The following is a 13783-nucleotide window of genomic DNA, read 5'->3' on the forward strand; positions in this document are numbered from 1 at the left end:
TTGCTTTATAAACTACTCAGGGTACGAACGGCCATCCACCCCATCACAACCATGATGACCACCCCCACCAGCGTAAGCCAGAGCGGATGACGATAGGTTTTTCCAAAAGGAAGTCGGTGTACTGCAATGAGCAAGATCAGTAAGGCTACGGGCAGGATCATGCCGTTCAGGGCTCCGGCAGCTACCAGAATCGTTACGGGGTTGCCGACCAGCATAAAAATAAGAGCTGACAGGGCGATGAATCCTACCGTGACGGCTTTGGTTTGATCGTTCAGCCGTGCATGCATCGTACGAACAAAGGTCACCGACGTATACGCCGAACCTACTACCGAGGTAATGGCGGCACTCCACATCACAAGTCCAAAGAGCTTGTACCCCAGCAAGCCAGCTGCCTGCTGAAACATGGAAGCGGGCGGATTGGCCGCATCAATCGGTAAGCCCTGCATCACGACGCCCAAAGCGGCCAGAAACAGTAAAATCCGCATGACTGAAGCAACCGCAATGCCCGTAACTGCTCCCCGGTTGGTTTGTGGAATAGCTTCCGGACCACTCATTCCGGCCTCAAGCAGACGGTGAGCACCGGCAAAGGTGATGTACCCTCCTACGGTTCCGCCCACTAGCGTAATGATGGCCGTGGTGTCGATGGTATCAGGCAGAAAGGTTTTTTCTACGGCTACGCCCAGCGGCGGGTGGGCCGTCCAAACCACGTACAGCGTCAGGGCAATCATCAACAGACCCAGTATTTTTGAAAACTGATCCATGGCCCGCAGGGCGTCTTTCACCAGAAATAATACAATGGCTAATCCCGCACTCAGTCCCGCTCCAACGGCGACGGGCATTCCCAGCAAAACCTGCAATCCCATCCCTGCTCCGGCAATATTTCCGATGTTGAAAACCAACCCGCCCAAAGCAATCAGGATGGATAAAAAATGCCCGACGCCCGGTAAAAGAGCATTCGCCAGATCGGGAGCCCGCTGACCGGAAGCAATGACGATTCGCCAGATGTTGAGTTGCACACCAATATCCAGCAGAATGGACAGCAAAATCACAAAGCCGAAACTGGCTTTTAACTGTACCGTGAAAAGCGTGGTTTGGGTGAGGAAACCCGGTCCAATGGCGGAAGTAGCCATCAGAAAAGCGGCTCCGAGTAACGTGGATAAGGTAGAGGTAGGCTTAGCTGCCATGTAGGAAAGGGAAAGGGGTAATTTACTTACAAAAGGGGTGACTGCGGCTGAATGCCTTGTTCCTGAAAATGGGTGTACAGAGCCTGAGCAAAGGAAACGGCCTGCGGGCCATCCCCGTGAACGCATACTGTTTCGGCCCAGTTTTCTTTTTCCCGGATGAATTGCATCACCTGCCCAACAGCCTGAGCCGGATCGTGAATCAAGGCATTCGGGCTGGTGCGGGGCGTAAGCGTCCCATCCGGCTGGTAGGTTCGATCAGCAAAAATTTCACTACAGGTTCGTACGCCCAGTCGCTTCGCCTCTTCCACGAGAGCACTGCCCGCCAGTCCGTATAAAAACAGTTGAGAGTCAAAATCTTTCACCGCCCGGGCAATGGCTTCGGCCAGAGCGGGATCTTTGGCCGCCTGATTGTACAGAGCTCCGTGGGGTTTGACGTGGTGCAGCCGGGCTCCGGCCGCTTTCACGAATCCGTACAAAGCTCCGATCTGATAGAGTACCAGATCATAAGCTTCGGCGGGACTGATTCCCATGTTTCTTCGGCCAAAACCGGATAAATCCGCAAAGCCCGGATGGGCCCCGATGGCTACACCCTGCCGTACGCAGGTCTGCACGGACTGGTGCATGATTCGCGGATCACCCGCGTGCATGCCGCAGGCAATATTCGCAGAGGTAATAAACGGCATCAGGGCTTCGTCGTTGCCCAGGGTATAGGCTCCAAAACTTTCGCCCAGATCACAATTAATATCAATAAACATCAGTAGTAGGGTCTAAGCGTTGGGTCAACGTTTCTTCCAGTTTCCGGGTAAATTCCTGATACTGTATGTATTTATCCTCGGCCTGTTCCGGACTTAACAACGAGAATTGAACCTGATTTCCAGGCACCAGCTGGGACATTACGCTCAAATCCGGCTCGATGACCTGAGCAATCCGGGGATAGCCCCCGGTCGTGGGAGCATCATTCATGAGGACCACTAAATTTCCATCGGGTAAGACCTGTATCGTTCCCGCCGTTACGGCTGTAGAGATCAATTCGGTCGTTCGTAGTTTTTGCATCCGGGCTTCCAGCCGATACCCCATCCGATTACTCTGGGGCAATACTTCATGCGACTGGCTGCTAAACGCTCGCTGACTTTCAGGCGTAAAGAATTTCCATTCAGGCCCGCGAATCACGCGTACCGTAGGATGCGTCTGGTACGCAGGCAGAGCCGCTGGTGCCAGCGACCAGTTTAACGAGGGATGCAGCGGTGGCAGGTTTGGCCCGTAAGTCAGCACATCGTCGGCCCGTAGAGCCCTGCCCTCGTACCCGCCCCAGCCAGCGGGCAAATAGGTACTGTAACTTCCCAGCACTTCGGGTACCTGCCAACCACCCCGTATGGCAACATAACTTCGACAGCCCTGCCCCGTATAAACGAGTTGCAGGCGGCTACCCGCCCCTATTCGCAACGGCCGCCAACAATCAGCCTCGGTATCATCGATCCGTACGGCGACACCATGCCCGGTAATGGCAATCCAACTCTCTGCTTCGAAGTATAACTCCAGTCCGCCGAAGGTCACTTCCAGCGTGGCCCATTCAGCGGAGTTTCCCACCAACGAATTACTGATGCGATGGGCAAATCCGTCCATGGCCCCTCCAACGACTACCCCCTGGGATCGATAACTCGCTCGACCCAGGTCCTGTACCGTGGTCAGTACGCCAGCTTTTACGACACGTGCGATCATGGGCTTACGAAATCGGTACAAAGGTAACGGAATCCCCCGCCTGCAAACGGGCCGGGGGATTCTCCCGTACATCAAAAAGAGTAAGCGGAGTACGACCAATGATTTGCCAGCCTCCCGTAATTGGGACGGGATAGATACCCGTCTGAGCACCCGCGATCCCCACCGACCCCGCGGGCACACCCTGACGGGGCGTATCCTTTCGGGGAGTCGCCAGTTTTTCGTTCAGGCCGCCCAGGTAAGCAAAGCCCGGTACAAAGCCCAGCAGATAAACCTGGTACACGGCCCGACTGTGCCAGTCAATCACTTCGGCTTCGCTCAGACCACAGTATTGAGCAACGTAAGGCAAATCCGGCCCGTTCAGGCCACCATACTGCACGGGAATTTCGATGTGCCGACTTGCCGAAGTAACCACCTGATCCTGTACCTTTTCGATATTTTGCCAAAGGTAAGCCTCCACCCAACGCTGGCTGTTTGAGGTGGCGTACTGGTTCCGTACCCGTAAGGGATCGTAGAAAACAGTGAGGGATGCGTACGCAGGCACAAGTTCCAGCATTCCCTCGAAGGGTTGGTTGGTCAGTTGCTTTTGAAGCTTTCGTATCGAGGCGGCAATGGCTGGATCGATTCGCTGATCCCAGGTAATGACCAGGGCCCGTTCCGATAGTATGTAGCAGTGTACAGGAGGTATCATGAGGGCAAACTACAAAAAAAGGTGCAACGCTGCAGCGTTACACCTTTTCCAATGGGATTCGTGCCTTAGGCCACTTCGCTTATTTTTCGCTCGGCGGCATTCCGTTTTTTCTCTTCGTCTACCTTAATCGGACTACCAAAGATGTAGAACAGTTTCTTTCGCAGCCCTTTGGCTCCCTTGACGTCTTTAATAATATCGGCCACTTCGTGAAAATTAATCATCAGCGGGTTGGCCTTGTTACTGATATTCGTGGTGATGCCGTAAATGGGTGGCTCTTCCTCTAGCTGATACGTTCCGAAAATCCGGTCCCAGAATATAAAGGTAGCTCCGTAGTTTTTATCAATGTACTTGGGTTGCGAACCGTGGTGGACCCGGTGATTGGAAGGCGTCGCAAAAATGTACTCCACCCATCGGGGCATGCGGCGAATGTACTCGGTATGTACCCAGAACTGGAACAGTACCGCTACCTGATTGGTAGTAAAGAAGATGATCGGGTGAAAGCCAATCAGGGCAACGGGCAGGAAGAAAATGGTCTTCAGGTTTTGAATCCAGCTCAGGCGGAAGGATACGCTCAGGTTGTACCGCTCGCCCGAATGGTGTACGACGTGCGTAGCCCACCAGAAACGCTGCTCGTGCGAAATGCGGTGAGCCCAGTAACTACAGAGGTCAAAAATAACGTAACAGGGAATGAATGTCCACCAGTTGAGCGACATTCGCCAGGGCAACTGATTGTACAGCCATACCACCGCAAAAAGCAGGGCAAATTTCAGGGAAGCTCCCACCGCCAGTGAACCGAGTCCTACCAGTACGGAACCAATGGTTTCCTGTTTTTCATAATAGGGCTTTTCCTGAACATACGTAATGAGAATTTCGATAGCGGTGAAAAGGATCATCGCTGGCACCGCCCACAAAATCAGGTTTGGGGCGTCTTTTTCAATCAGCGAAAGATTGTCTAACGGGATTTTGGGTGCACCAAATAATGATTCAGTCATGCGATCAAGGTGTTAATGCTGAAGCTCAAAACGTTTGAGTCAGTTGATACGACATACCCAGTACTGCTTCGGCTTCATTTCTTCCAAAAACCGAAGCAGTACTGGGTTTAAACAAGTGTGTAAGCCTGAATTATTTCAAAATAACGAACGTCGTTCGCTGATAGGCAATTGATTACGCCATTTTTCAAAATTCAGTTCTTTCGTATTTACTCATATTCTCTGAATTTGTTTTGTCAAATTCATATTTGTAAACAGTAACGAAAGGGTATACACGCCTACGCTTTTTCAGCAATGACCCGGTATGGCTACGTACCTTTGCAACTTTTCAGTTTTTAAATGAACCACTCGTGACCGAATCTCCACTCCGAACCGTACGGGTTACCCGGTACGTTACGCCCCTGCGGGAAGGGGGTTCTTTGCCCGCCATTGTTGAAGCCGATGATGGTTTTCTGTATGTACTGAAATTTCGCGGGGCTGGCCAGGGCGTTAAGGCTCTGATTGCGGAACTGATTGCCGGAGAAATTGCCCGTACGCTGGGCTTGCGGGTACCCGAGATTGTGTTTTGTGAACTCGACCCTATCCTCAGCCGTACCGAACCTGACGAGGAAATACAGGACCTGCTCAAGTTCAGTGCGGGCCTCAATCTGGCCCTGCATTACCTCTCGGGAGCCATCACGTTCGACGCCCTGGTCAATACCGTCGATGCCCGCACGGCTTCCGCAATTGTCTGGCTCGATAGCCTGGTCATGAACGTGGATCGTACGCCCCGTAATACTAATATGCTCATCTGGCACAAGGAACTCTGGCTGATCGATCACGGAGCTTCGCTGTACTTCCACCATTCCTGGCAAAACTGGGAACAACAGCACCAACGGCCTTTCCCTTCCATTAAAGACCACGTGCTGTTACCCTGGGCTTCGGAACTCGAAGCCGTCAACGCGGATTTTCGTACCCGACTCAGCTCCGAACGCATCCGGGCCATTGTTTCGCTCATTCCCGACGACTGGCTGACGGGCGAATCGCCCTTTGCCTCGGCTGCCGAGCAGCGACAGGCCTACATCCAGTTTTTAGAAGCCCGACTCGCTTCGTCAGAACTCTTTGTTAAAGAAGCACAACATGCCAGAAATGCACTTATTTGAATACGCTGTTATCCGCGTTATGCCCCGCGTGGAACGGGAAGAGTTTCTGAACGTAGGCGTCATTCTATATTGTCCAGCCGAAGGATTCCTGCAAACCAAATTTAGTTTGATTGAAGATCGATTACGGGCTTTCGGCGAAACGATTGACCGGGAAGAACTGACCGAACGACTCGTTGCCTTTCAGAAAATATGCAAGGGCCGGCACGAAGGTGGCGTCATTGGGCAACTGCCCGTAGCGTCGCGTTTTCGCTGGCTAACGGCCAATCGGAGTACGGTGGTGCAAACCTCGCCGGTACACACAGGCCTGTGCCACGATGCTCAGGAAACGCTGCATCGTCTGCACGAGAAACTCGTTTTATGAGAAAAAGAGGTACGAATCTGTTTTCGTACCTCTTTTTACGTAGTTGTGAACAAAAATAAACCCAGGCTGTAAGCTCCTAAGGGTTACTTCCTTCCTGCCTGCCCGCTCAAGTCTTACTCGAAGGGGCGATTCTTTTTTTTGCATTCTTTTGAATTACTTTGACCTAATTGCTTGTTATTCAGATAAATGCTATACCTTTAGAACGCCTTTCTCCTTAGTTCAGCTCTATTGAAGGTTTTATACGCTACCGCCTTATTTCAGGAATGGTTGTCGTGCATGATTCACTTCCAGTTCTCGAGTAGCATCAATTGGTATCCACCCGTGACCCTTACAGCCTGGAAGTACTGGTCACACATTCCTATTTCCAATGGCTACAAAACCGCTTTTTTTAATCGTTGATGATGACGCCGATGATCGCGATTTATTGAATCTGGCTTATCAGGAAGGATCGTATCAATGTGATCTGGTTTTTGCTGAAGACGGACGTGAAGCGTTGAAATTACTCGAACAATCGCCGGTACGCCCTTCCGTCATGCTGGTCGATATTAACATGCCGGGCATGAACGGTCTGGAATTGCTTCAAAAACTCAAATCTTCGGCTCGCTGGAAAGGTATGCCCGTAGTTATGCTGACGACTTCCAACAGTCCCCGGCTGATTCACGACGCTTATTCCATGGGAGCGAATTCGTATCTGGTCAAACCCGATAATTATCGTACACTCTCCTCCCTCTGGGATGCCCTGTATGGCTTCTGGACGAATACGGCCAAATTGCCTACCTATCCCGTACCGCAAGGTGTGTCATAACTGATTTTATACTATCTTGCTACCTTGATTCGTTAAGTGTTCTGACTATCACAGACATTCAACGCGTAGATTTTTGCTAGGAAGTTAGTGAAGCTGACCATAAATTATAAATCAGGTATGAAGCCTAAGCCGCTTTTTCTGGTTGTAGAAGATAATCCAGATCATCGTTTTTTACTGGAATGGAGTTACCAGAAAAGTAACCAGACCTGTAATATTCTTTTTGCGGAAGATGGCGTGCAGGCCCTCGAACTCCTGGAAAGCTCGCCAGTAAAACCGGCCTTGCTGCTACTGGATTACGAGCTACCCCGCATGAATGGACTGGAACTGGTGATGACGTTGAAAGCATCTCCAAAATGGAAACATCTGCCCATCGTTATGATGTCTTCCAGCGATGATCCGCACATTGTAAACAAGGCTTATTTTAATGGAGCCAGTTCATTCCTGGAAAAACCGCAGAGTTATCAGGATTTTAAGAACGTCTGGAGCCTGGTTTTTGACTTCTGGTCGCTAACGGCCCGATTACCCTAATCTTACAGCACATGGCTATAGAAAGCTCAGACGAGGGTCTGGGCTTTTTTTTTTGACGTATAATCTTGAATGGTACAGTTTTTTATTTCTATAGTACAAATTTACAAGACACTGCCATGTTACTCTTCATCGTTATCCTGCTCGTAATTCTGGTGTTGTTTTCCCTGATCAACACGCTGCGAATCATTGATCAGGACGTTCCACGCCCTTCAAAAAAATTCAAACAGCCGATTTCTTCCAAGTAATGTTAGGGTAGTTTTTACTTCACGTATTCCTGGCTTCAGGTTCTTTCGGATTCTTTAAATTATTCATTAGCTGGCACATCAATTTTAAGGGTTTGGACAAAAACGCTTCCGACCGTCCTCATCGGAATTCATCCATCCAAACATCTTGAACGTATGTCTGCGATTTTAGAAACCGAAATGCTACCGGGTGTTTCATCCCCTGGGGTGGCTGCACCCAGCGTTTCGCCAACGAGCCTCATTACCTTAAAAATTAACGGTGTAGAAAAAAAACTCCCGCTGGCCCCGTGGACTACCCTACTGGACGCCCTGCGGGAGCACATGGACCTGACGGGTACCAAAAAAGGCTGCGATCACGGTCAGTGCGGAGCCTGCACGGTACTCGTGAACGGTAAACGCATTAACTCCTGCCTGACGCTGGCCGTGATGCAGGAAGGAAATGAAATTACGACCATCGAAGGGCTGGCCAAAGGCGAAGAACTCCATCCATTGCAGGAAGCCTTTGTTGAACACGACGCATTCCAGTGTGGGTACTGCACGCCCGGACAGATTTGTTCGGCCATTGGCTTGATGAACGAAGGCAAAGCTCAGTCCAGAGCGGATATTCGGGAATTGATGAGCGGTAATCTCTGCCGTTGCGGAGCTTATTCCAACATTGTAGATGCCATTGATCAGGTAATGAATGAAAGGGGGAAACACGCATGAATCCTTTCTCATATACCCGTGCCTACGGACTTGATACAGCCGTAGAAGAAAAGGTTGACGGAGCTGATTTTGTGGCGGGCGGTACCAACCTCATCGACCTGATGAAGGAAAACGTAACGCATCCACAGCACCTGATCGATATTAATCACCTGCCTTTGCAGGAAATTGAAGAAACCGAGTCGGGCGGCATCCGTATGGGAGCTTTGATGCGTAATGCCGACACGGCGTACCATCCCCTCGTGGAGCAACGTTACCCGCTGCTGGCTCAGGCCATTCTGGCCGGGGCTTCTCCGCAATTACGGAACATGGCTACCGACGGCGGCAACCTGATGCAGCGAACCCGTTGCTATTATTTCTACGATACCGCTACTCCTTGCAACAAGCGGGAACCGGGTTCGGGCTGTTCGGCTATCAATGGATTCAACCGGATTCACGCCATTTTAGGTCATAGTGAATCCTGCATTGCTACTCATCCTTCGGACATGTGCGTGGCTCTGGCCGCTCTTGATGCAACGGTACACGTCAAGAGTAAACGCGGCGAACGAAGTATTCCTTTTCTGGAGTTTCACCGTCTACCCGGCGATACGCCGCACCTGGACAATACCCTGCAAGCCGACGAACTGATTACGGCCATTGAATTGCCCGCGAAAGGCTTCGCGGACCATTATACCTACGTTAAGATTCGCGACCGCCAGTCGTATGCGTTTGCTCTGGTTTCTGTAGCGGCAGCTCTGGAACTTGACGGTACCACCATCACGGATGTACGGCTGGCCCTGGGCGGCGTCGCTCACAAACCCTGGCGGGATACGCAGGCCGAAACCCTGCTGAAAGGCAAACAGGCGACGCGGGAGAATTTTCAGCAGGTAGCCGAAAGTATTCTGGCGAATGCCCAGGGTTTTGGTCACAACACCTTTAAAATTGAACTGGCGAAGCGAGCCATTGTACGGGCCTTGCTGGAAGCTACGCAAAACGAGCACAAGTCATGAATACGCAATATATCGGAAAGCCTACCTCCCGCGTGGATGGCCGGGCGAAAGTAACCGGACAGGCCAAGTACGCCGGCGAATTTCAGGTACCCGGCTTAGCCTACGGGGTCGTTGTATCCAGTGCCATTGCCAAAGGAACGATCGCCACAATCGACACGTCGAAAGCCCTGGCTCTCGAAGGCGTGATTCAGGTGTTCACTCACGAAAATGTATCGGGACTGGCCTGGTTTGACAAGAGCTACAAAGACCAGGACTCCCCACCGGGTTCGCCCTTTCGACCGCTGCACAATTCAGAAATCAAATTTAGTCAGCAACCGATCGCACTGGTCGTTGCTGAAAGTTTTGAACTGGCCCGGTACGCGGCTTCGCTAGTGCACGTGGAATACGAACATTCCGAAAAACCCATCGAAGCCGAATTGCGGGCTCACCTCGACAAAGCTTTTGATCCGGGCAAAGGAAAGCAGGGTTACAAGAAGCCGAAAAATCGGGGAAACTTCGCGAAAGAATTCGCCAAAGCCCCCATTCACTTCAACTCGGAGTACTACCACGGAGCGGAGCACCACAATCCGATGGAAATGCACGCCTCGACGGTTATTTACGACGAAGACGATCACCTCACCATCTACGACAAAACCCAGGGTGTTTTCAATAGTCAGAGTTACGTTGCGGGTATTTTCGGCTTGTCGAAAAAACGGGTTCGTATTCTTTCACCCTTTGTGGGCGGTGCCTTCGGTTCGGGTTTACGGCCCCAGTATCAGCTTTTCATGGCGGTACTGGCCGCGTTAGAACTCAAGCGTTCGGTTCGCGTGACGCTGACCCGGCAGCAAATGTTCTCCTTTGGCCACCGTCCGGCTACCTTACAGAAAATGTCCCTGGCCGCGACCGAGGATGGCACTTTACAGGCCATGCGTCACGAGGCCATTTCGGAAACGTCCCGTTTTGAAAATTACACCGAAACAATTGTGGACTGGTCGGGAGCCATGTACAAATGTGACAACGTGGCCTACGATTACCAGCTGGTTAAACTGGATGCGTATACACCATTGGACATGCGGGCTCCGGGAGCAGCGACGGGCGTGTACGCAATTGAATGTGCGATGGACGAGCTGGCCCATAAGCTCAACATGGACCCCGTGGCCTTACGCCTGAAAAACTACACGGAAGAAGACGCCAACAAGGGAAAACCCTATTCCAGTAAGGAACTCAAAGCCTGTTACCAGCAAGGAGCCGACCGCTTTGGCTGGTCCCAGCGAAACCCGGAGCCGCGTTCGATGCGGGATGGCAACACGCTGATTGGCTGGGGTATGGCGACGGGGATGTGGGATTCCATGTTTGTACCCTGCCGGGCGAAGGCCTTTCTGTCCGCGGATGGGAAGTTGACCGTCAGCAGTGGTACGTCCGATATTGGTACGGGTACCTATACCATCATGACGCAGATTGCCGCTGAAACGGTAGGCCTTCCCATCGAACAGGTGACCTTTAAGCTGGGTGACTCTTCCCTCCCACTGGCGTACCTCGAAGGAGGTTCCGCAACGGCAGCATCGGTTGGAAACGCGGTACGCATTGCCTGCGAAAACATTCGCGAAAAGCTGATCCGACTGCTGAGCAAAACCAGTTACGCTCCCCTGGCCGATGTACCGGCGGAAGAACTTGTATTTGGCGATGGGAAAATTCAGCTCAAATCCGATCCTCAGATCAGTATTTCTATGAGCGATCTGATGAAACTGGCGGGCGAAAATTATTTGGAAGACACGGCTACGGCCATTCCGAATATGATTAAGCAAATGCCCTATGCCCGTAACGTACACTCTGCCGTATTTGTGGAAGTACGCGTGGATGAAGATTTCGGTACCGTTAGGGTGAGTCGCATGGTGAGTGCGATTGCGGGAGGTCGGATTCTGAATCCGAAAACGGCCCGCAGTCAGATTCTCGGCGGGATGGTTTGGGGACTAAGTAAGGCTCTGGAGGAAACGAGTGAAGTGGATTCCAACTTCGGTCGTTTCATGAACCACAATTACGCGGAATACCACATTCCGGTTAACGCCGACATCCCCGAAGAATTTGAAGTCATTTTCGTCGAAGAACAGGACGATATTGTGAACCCGATGGGTACAAAAGGCCTGGGTGAAATCGGGATCGTAGGGGTAGCTCCGGCGATTGCTAATGCGGTCTTCCACGCCACGGGCAAACGCGTACACGTGCTGCCGATTACGCTGGATAAGCTGATTGTGGAGCACGAAGATTCGGCAGTGCCTTTATAATCTGGTTTAGGATCAGATTCTGAGTAACAAAAAGTCCCGCAGGATCCTGCGGGACTTTTTGTTGGGTCAGGCTGAACGTTTAGAAATTATTTCCAGCCTGCGACTTCGTTTCTATACGTTTGAACGACCTATGCATTTTTATTTTCCGTTTGAATGCGGGATTTTTGTCGCATGATTACACTTCGTCAAACGGATTTTTCTGCGGCTGATCTGGATCAAATCCGGTTTATCTTCCAGGAGTACGCCGACGCACTCGGCATTAATTTATCCTTCCAGAATTTTGAACAGGAATTACAAACGCTGGCTCAGGTGTACGGTCCACCCCGGGGCTGTGTATTACTGGCCGAAGACGAAAGTCAACGGGTAGTCGGTTGCGTAGCCGTAAAACCTTTGAAAGAAGCGGGCGTTTGTGAGATGAAACGCCTGTACGTATCGCCCTCGCAGCGGAACACGGGTTTGGGCCGGCAACTGGCTGAAGCCATTATTGCTTTCGCTCGCGAAGCGGGTTATACGACTATGAAACTCGACAGCTTACAGAGTCTGACCGCCGCCCTGCGACTGTACGAACAACTCGGCTTTGTGTCGACGGCCCCGTATGTCTACAACCCCTTACCGGAAGCCGTGTATCTGGAAAAGTCCTTGCGTTAAATCGCTTTTGTGGCTTCGTACAACTTCATAAACCGTTCAAAAATACGCTGGTACTGGGCGGTATGATTCAGGTCTGGATTAAAAGTCTTCCGAATTTTCAGGCTATTCATCCGCTCCTGGTAATCGTCAATAACCTGCTCGGCTTTCATCCCCATCAATGCGGCACCCCAGGCACCGGCTTCTACGGTTTCGGGCAGACATACGGGTTTACCGCATACATCCGCCAGCAGTTGTACCCAGAAAGGGCTTTTGGCAAAGCCGCCGGACGCGTAGATTTCGGTAATCTGTTCGCGGTCTTCCAGGATTTTGACGATGGAATACGTGTGCAGACAAATACCTTCGAGTACCGCCCGAACCAGATGCGAAGCGGTATGCTGTAAGGTCAATCCGTGAAAGCCGCCCTTGGCGTGTACATTCCAGATGGGAGCCCGTTCACCGAGCAGGTACGGCAAGAAGAGTAAATCATTGGCTCCAGTTGGACTTTCAGCCGCCAGCGTACTGAGTTCTTCTTCCGATTTATCGGGAAAAAGGGTTTCGCCCAGCCACTGAAAAATGACGCCTCCTGAATTCGTACCTCCCCCAATGATAAAGGTTTCCGTATCGAGTAGATAACAAAAGGTTCGCATGTGTTCGTCCAGCAGGGGTTGCCGGGCACTCACCCGTACCGCCCCGCTCGTACCGATGGTTACGGCCACCCGACCCGGTACCACCGCTCCGGTACCCAGGTTTGCCACACAGCCATCGGACGCTCCAATGATCAGTTTGGTCTGCTCCGTTACTACTGCATCACTGGTGATCTGTAACTGTTGTTTCAGGGGATCCGAAACAGGAAAACTGTGATAGGGAGAGACGGTCGCAGAGAGTTTTTCCGCCGGAATACCCGCCGTTTTCAGTGCCTGTTCATTCCATTTTAACTCCCGCAAATCAAACATGGCCGTTGCCGAAGCGATCGAATAATCCACCACCCATTCGCCCGTCAATCGGTACCAGATTAATTCTTTAATTCCGACGAATTTATAAGCCTTGTGTACCAGTTCGGGTTCGTACTTCTGCAACCACATCAGTTTACAGAGCGGCACCATGGGATGCAGGGGTGTCCCACAAGCCTGAAACAATTCTTTTCCCAGGGGTGTACCAATCAGCGATTCAGCCTCTTCCGTAGCCCGATTATCCGCCCAGATGATCAGGTTGCTAAGCGGCTGGCCTGCTTCATCAACGGCCAGCACACTATGCATGGCCGAGCAAAACGTGATGGTACGTACGGGAGCATCTAAGGCATGGAGAACGGTCTGCAGACACGTATGCACCGCCTGATAAATGACTTCGGCATCCAGTTCGCTGTAATCCGGTTGCGGGTGAATCATTTCGTAGCCCACACTATGATGACCCTTCACTTCACCCCCTTCGGTGAAAGCCACTACTTTTGTATTGGTGGTTCCGATGTCTACTCCAATCCAGTATTCCAACTTTTTTATCTTTTAAGCGGTTTTAACGTTTTACCGGGCATCGCCAACGTCTTTGTAAG

Annotated in this window: 15 protein-coding genes; 9 read left to right on the plus strand and 6 right to left on the minus strand. The window is 51.4% G+C overall.

What is annotated here, in order from left to right; translation table 11 throughout:
- Window positions 1-5: 5 nt before the first annotated feature.
- From BWI97_RS02005 to BWI97_RS02025, 5 genes are all read right to left on the minus strand, one after another.
- The gene (locus tag BWI97_RS02005; RefSeq protein WP_102199846.1) at window positions 6-1184 is read right to left on the minus strand and encodes an NRAMP family divalent metal transporter; all 1179 of its coding nucleotides are present in this window, start codon (window positions 1182-1184) and stop codon (window positions 6-8) included.
- Between the two features lie 26 nt (window positions 1185-1210).
- On the minus strand, window positions 1211-1939 hold the full coding sequence (locus tag BWI97_RS02010; RefSeq protein ID WP_199181975.1) for a LamB/YcsF family protein: 729 nt from the start codon (window positions 1937-1939) through the stop codon (window positions 1211-1213).
- Window positions 1929-2903 (minus strand): biotin-dependent carboxyltransferase family protein, encoded by a 975-nt coding sequence (locus tag BWI97_RS02015; protein ID WP_158242667.1) that lies wholly within the window; start codon window positions 2901-2903, stop codon window positions 1929-1931. Before BWI97_RS02015 ends, BWI97_RS02010 begins: the two co-directional genes overlap by 11 nt.
- 4 nt (window positions 2904-2907) lie before the next feature.
- Window positions 2908-3591, minus strand: coding sequence for a 5-oxoprolinase subunit PxpB (gene pxpB, locus BWI97_RS02020; protein WP_094809915.1), 684 nt, complete (start codon window positions 3589-3591; stop codon window positions 2908-2910).
- Between the two features lie 65 nt (window positions 3592-3656).
- Window positions 3657-4583 (minus strand): sterol desaturase family protein, encoded by a 927-nt coding sequence (locus BWI97_RS02025; RefSeq protein ID WP_094809917.1) that lies wholly within the window; start codon window positions 4581-4583, stop codon window positions 3657-3659.
- 347 nt (window positions 4584-4930) lie between these two features.
- Between BWI97_RS02025 and BWI97_RS02030 the strand changes: the two genes are divergently transcribed.
- The 9 genes from BWI97_RS02030 to BWI97_RS02065 all read left to right on the plus strand — a co-directional run bounded on the left by BWI97_RS02030 (window position 4931) and on the right by BWI97_RS02065 (window position 12258).
- Window positions 4931-5722: a HipA family kinase gene (locus BWI97_RS02030; protein ID WP_094809919.1), complete on the plus strand. Its 792-nt coding sequence runs from the start codon at window positions 4931-4933 to the stop codon at window positions 5720-5722.
- The gene (locus tag BWI97_RS02035) at window positions 5700-6083 is read left to right on the plus strand and encodes a DUF3037 domain-containing protein (RefSeq protein ID WP_094809921.1); all 384 of its coding nucleotides are present in this window, start codon (window positions 5700-5702) and stop codon (window positions 6081-6083) included. Before BWI97_RS02030 ends, BWI97_RS02035 begins: the two co-directional genes overlap by 23 nt.
- 367 nt (window positions 6084-6450) lie before the next feature.
- A complete protein-coding gene (locus BWI97_RS02040) occupies window positions 6451-6888 on the plus strand; it encodes a response regulator (protein ID WP_102199848.1) in 438 nt (145 codons plus the stop codon).
- Between the two features lie 117 nt (window positions 6889-7005).
- Complete coding sequence (locus BWI97_RS02045) at window positions 7006-7416, plus strand: response regulator (protein ID WP_102199849.1); 411 nt, start codon at window positions 7006-7008, stop codon at window positions 7414-7416.
- Between the two features lie 116 nt (window positions 7417-7532).
- Entirely contained in the window at window positions 7533-7661 is a 129-nt protein-coding gene (locus tag BWI97_RS28890; RefSeq protein ID WP_255157769.1) for a hypothetical protein, read from the plus strand.
- Window positions 7662-7814: 153 nt separating this feature from the next.
- Entirely contained in the window at window positions 7815-8363 is a 549-nt protein-coding gene (locus BWI97_RS02050; protein WP_369826522.1) for a (2Fe-2S)-binding protein, read from the plus strand.
- Complete coding sequence (locus tag BWI97_RS02055) at window positions 8360-9349, plus strand: xanthine dehydrogenase family protein subunit M (RefSeq protein WP_094809928.1); 990 nt, start codon at window positions 8360-8362, stop codon at window positions 9347-9349. Before BWI97_RS02050 ends, BWI97_RS02055 begins: the two co-directional genes overlap by 4 nt.
- Window positions 9346-11610: a xanthine dehydrogenase family protein molybdopterin-binding subunit gene (locus BWI97_RS02060; RefSeq protein WP_102199850.1), complete on the plus strand. Its 2265-nt coding sequence runs from the start codon at window positions 9346-9348 to the stop codon at window positions 11608-11610. The genes BWI97_RS02055 and BWI97_RS02060 overlap by 4 nt, the downstream gene beginning before the upstream one ends.
- Before the next feature lie 171 nt (window positions 11611-11781).
- Window positions 11782-12258 carry a GNAT family N-acetyltransferase gene (locus BWI97_RS02065; protein WP_102199932.1) on the plus strand — a complete coding sequence of 159 codons (477 nt, stop codon included), beginning with the start codon at window positions 11782-11784 and terminating at the stop codon, window positions 12256-12258.
- On the opposite strand, the gene BWI97_RS02070 is transcribed toward BWI97_RS02065, so the two are convergent.
- Window positions 12255-13724, minus strand: coding sequence for a gluconokinase (locus BWI97_RS02070; protein WP_102199851.1), 1470 nt, complete (start codon window positions 13722-13724; stop codon window positions 12255-12257). The genes BWI97_RS02065 and BWI97_RS02070 overlap by 4 nt on opposite strands.
- Between the last annotated feature and the right edge of the window lie 59 nt (window positions 13725-13783).

The organism is Siphonobacter sp. BAB-5405 (genome assembly GCF_002872335.1).
Classification (GTDB): Bacteria; Bacteroidota; Bacteroidia; order Cytophagales; family Spirosomataceae; genus Siphonobacter.

Bases quoted from the DNA above. Each gene is read 5' to 3' on its own strand.
- BWI97_RS02015 (WP_158242667.1), bottom strand. From the start codon at position 2,903: ATGATCGCACGTGTCGTAAAAGCTGGCGTACTGACCACGGTACAGGAC.
- BWI97_RS02045 (WP_102199849.1), top strand. From the start codon at position 7,006: ATGAAGCCTAAGCCGCTTTTTCTGGTTGTAGAAGATAATCCAGATCAT.
- BWI97_RS02035 (WP_094809921.1), top strand. From the start codon at position 5,700: ATGCCAGAAATGCACTTATTTGAATACGCTGTTATCCGCGTTATGCCC.
- BWI97_RS02055 (WP_094809928.1), top strand. From the start codon at position 8,360: ATGAATCCTTTCTCATATACCCGTGCCTACGGACTTGATACAGCCGTA.
- BWI97_RS02065 (WP_102199932.1), top strand. From the start codon at position 11,782: ATGATTACACTTCGTCAAACGGATTTTTCTGCGGCTGATCTGGATCAA.
- BWI97_RS02060 (WP_102199850.1), top strand. From the start codon at position 9,346: ATGAATACGCAATATATCGGAAAGCCTACCTCCCGCGTGGATGGCCGG.
- BWI97_RS28890 (WP_255157769.1), top strand. From the start codon at position 7,533: ATGTTACTCTTCATCGTTATCCTGCTCGTAATTCTGGTGTTGTTTTCC.
- BWI97_RS02005 (WP_102199846.1), bottom strand. From the start codon at position 1,184: ATGGCAGCTAAGCCTACCTCTACCTTATCCACGTTACTCGGAGCCGCT.
- BWI97_RS02040 (WP_102199848.1), top strand. From the start codon at position 6,451: ATGGCTACAAAACCGCTTTTTTTAATCGTTGATGATGACGCCGATGAT.
- pxpB (WP_094809915.1), bottom strand. From the start codon at position 3,591: ATGATACCTCCTGTACACTGCTACATACTATCGGAACGGGCCCTGGTC.
- BWI97_RS02010 (WP_199181975.1), bottom strand. From the start codon at position 1,939: ATGTTTATTGATATTAATTGTGATCTGGGCGAAAGTTTTGGAGCCTAT.
- BWI97_RS02050 (WP_369826522.1), top strand. From the start codon at position 7,815: ATGTCTGCGATTTTAGAAACCGAAATGCTACCGGGTGTTTCATCCCCT.
- BWI97_RS02025 (WP_094809917.1), bottom strand. From the start codon at position 4,583: ATGACTGAATCATTATTTGGTGCACCCAAAATCCCGTTAGACAATCTT.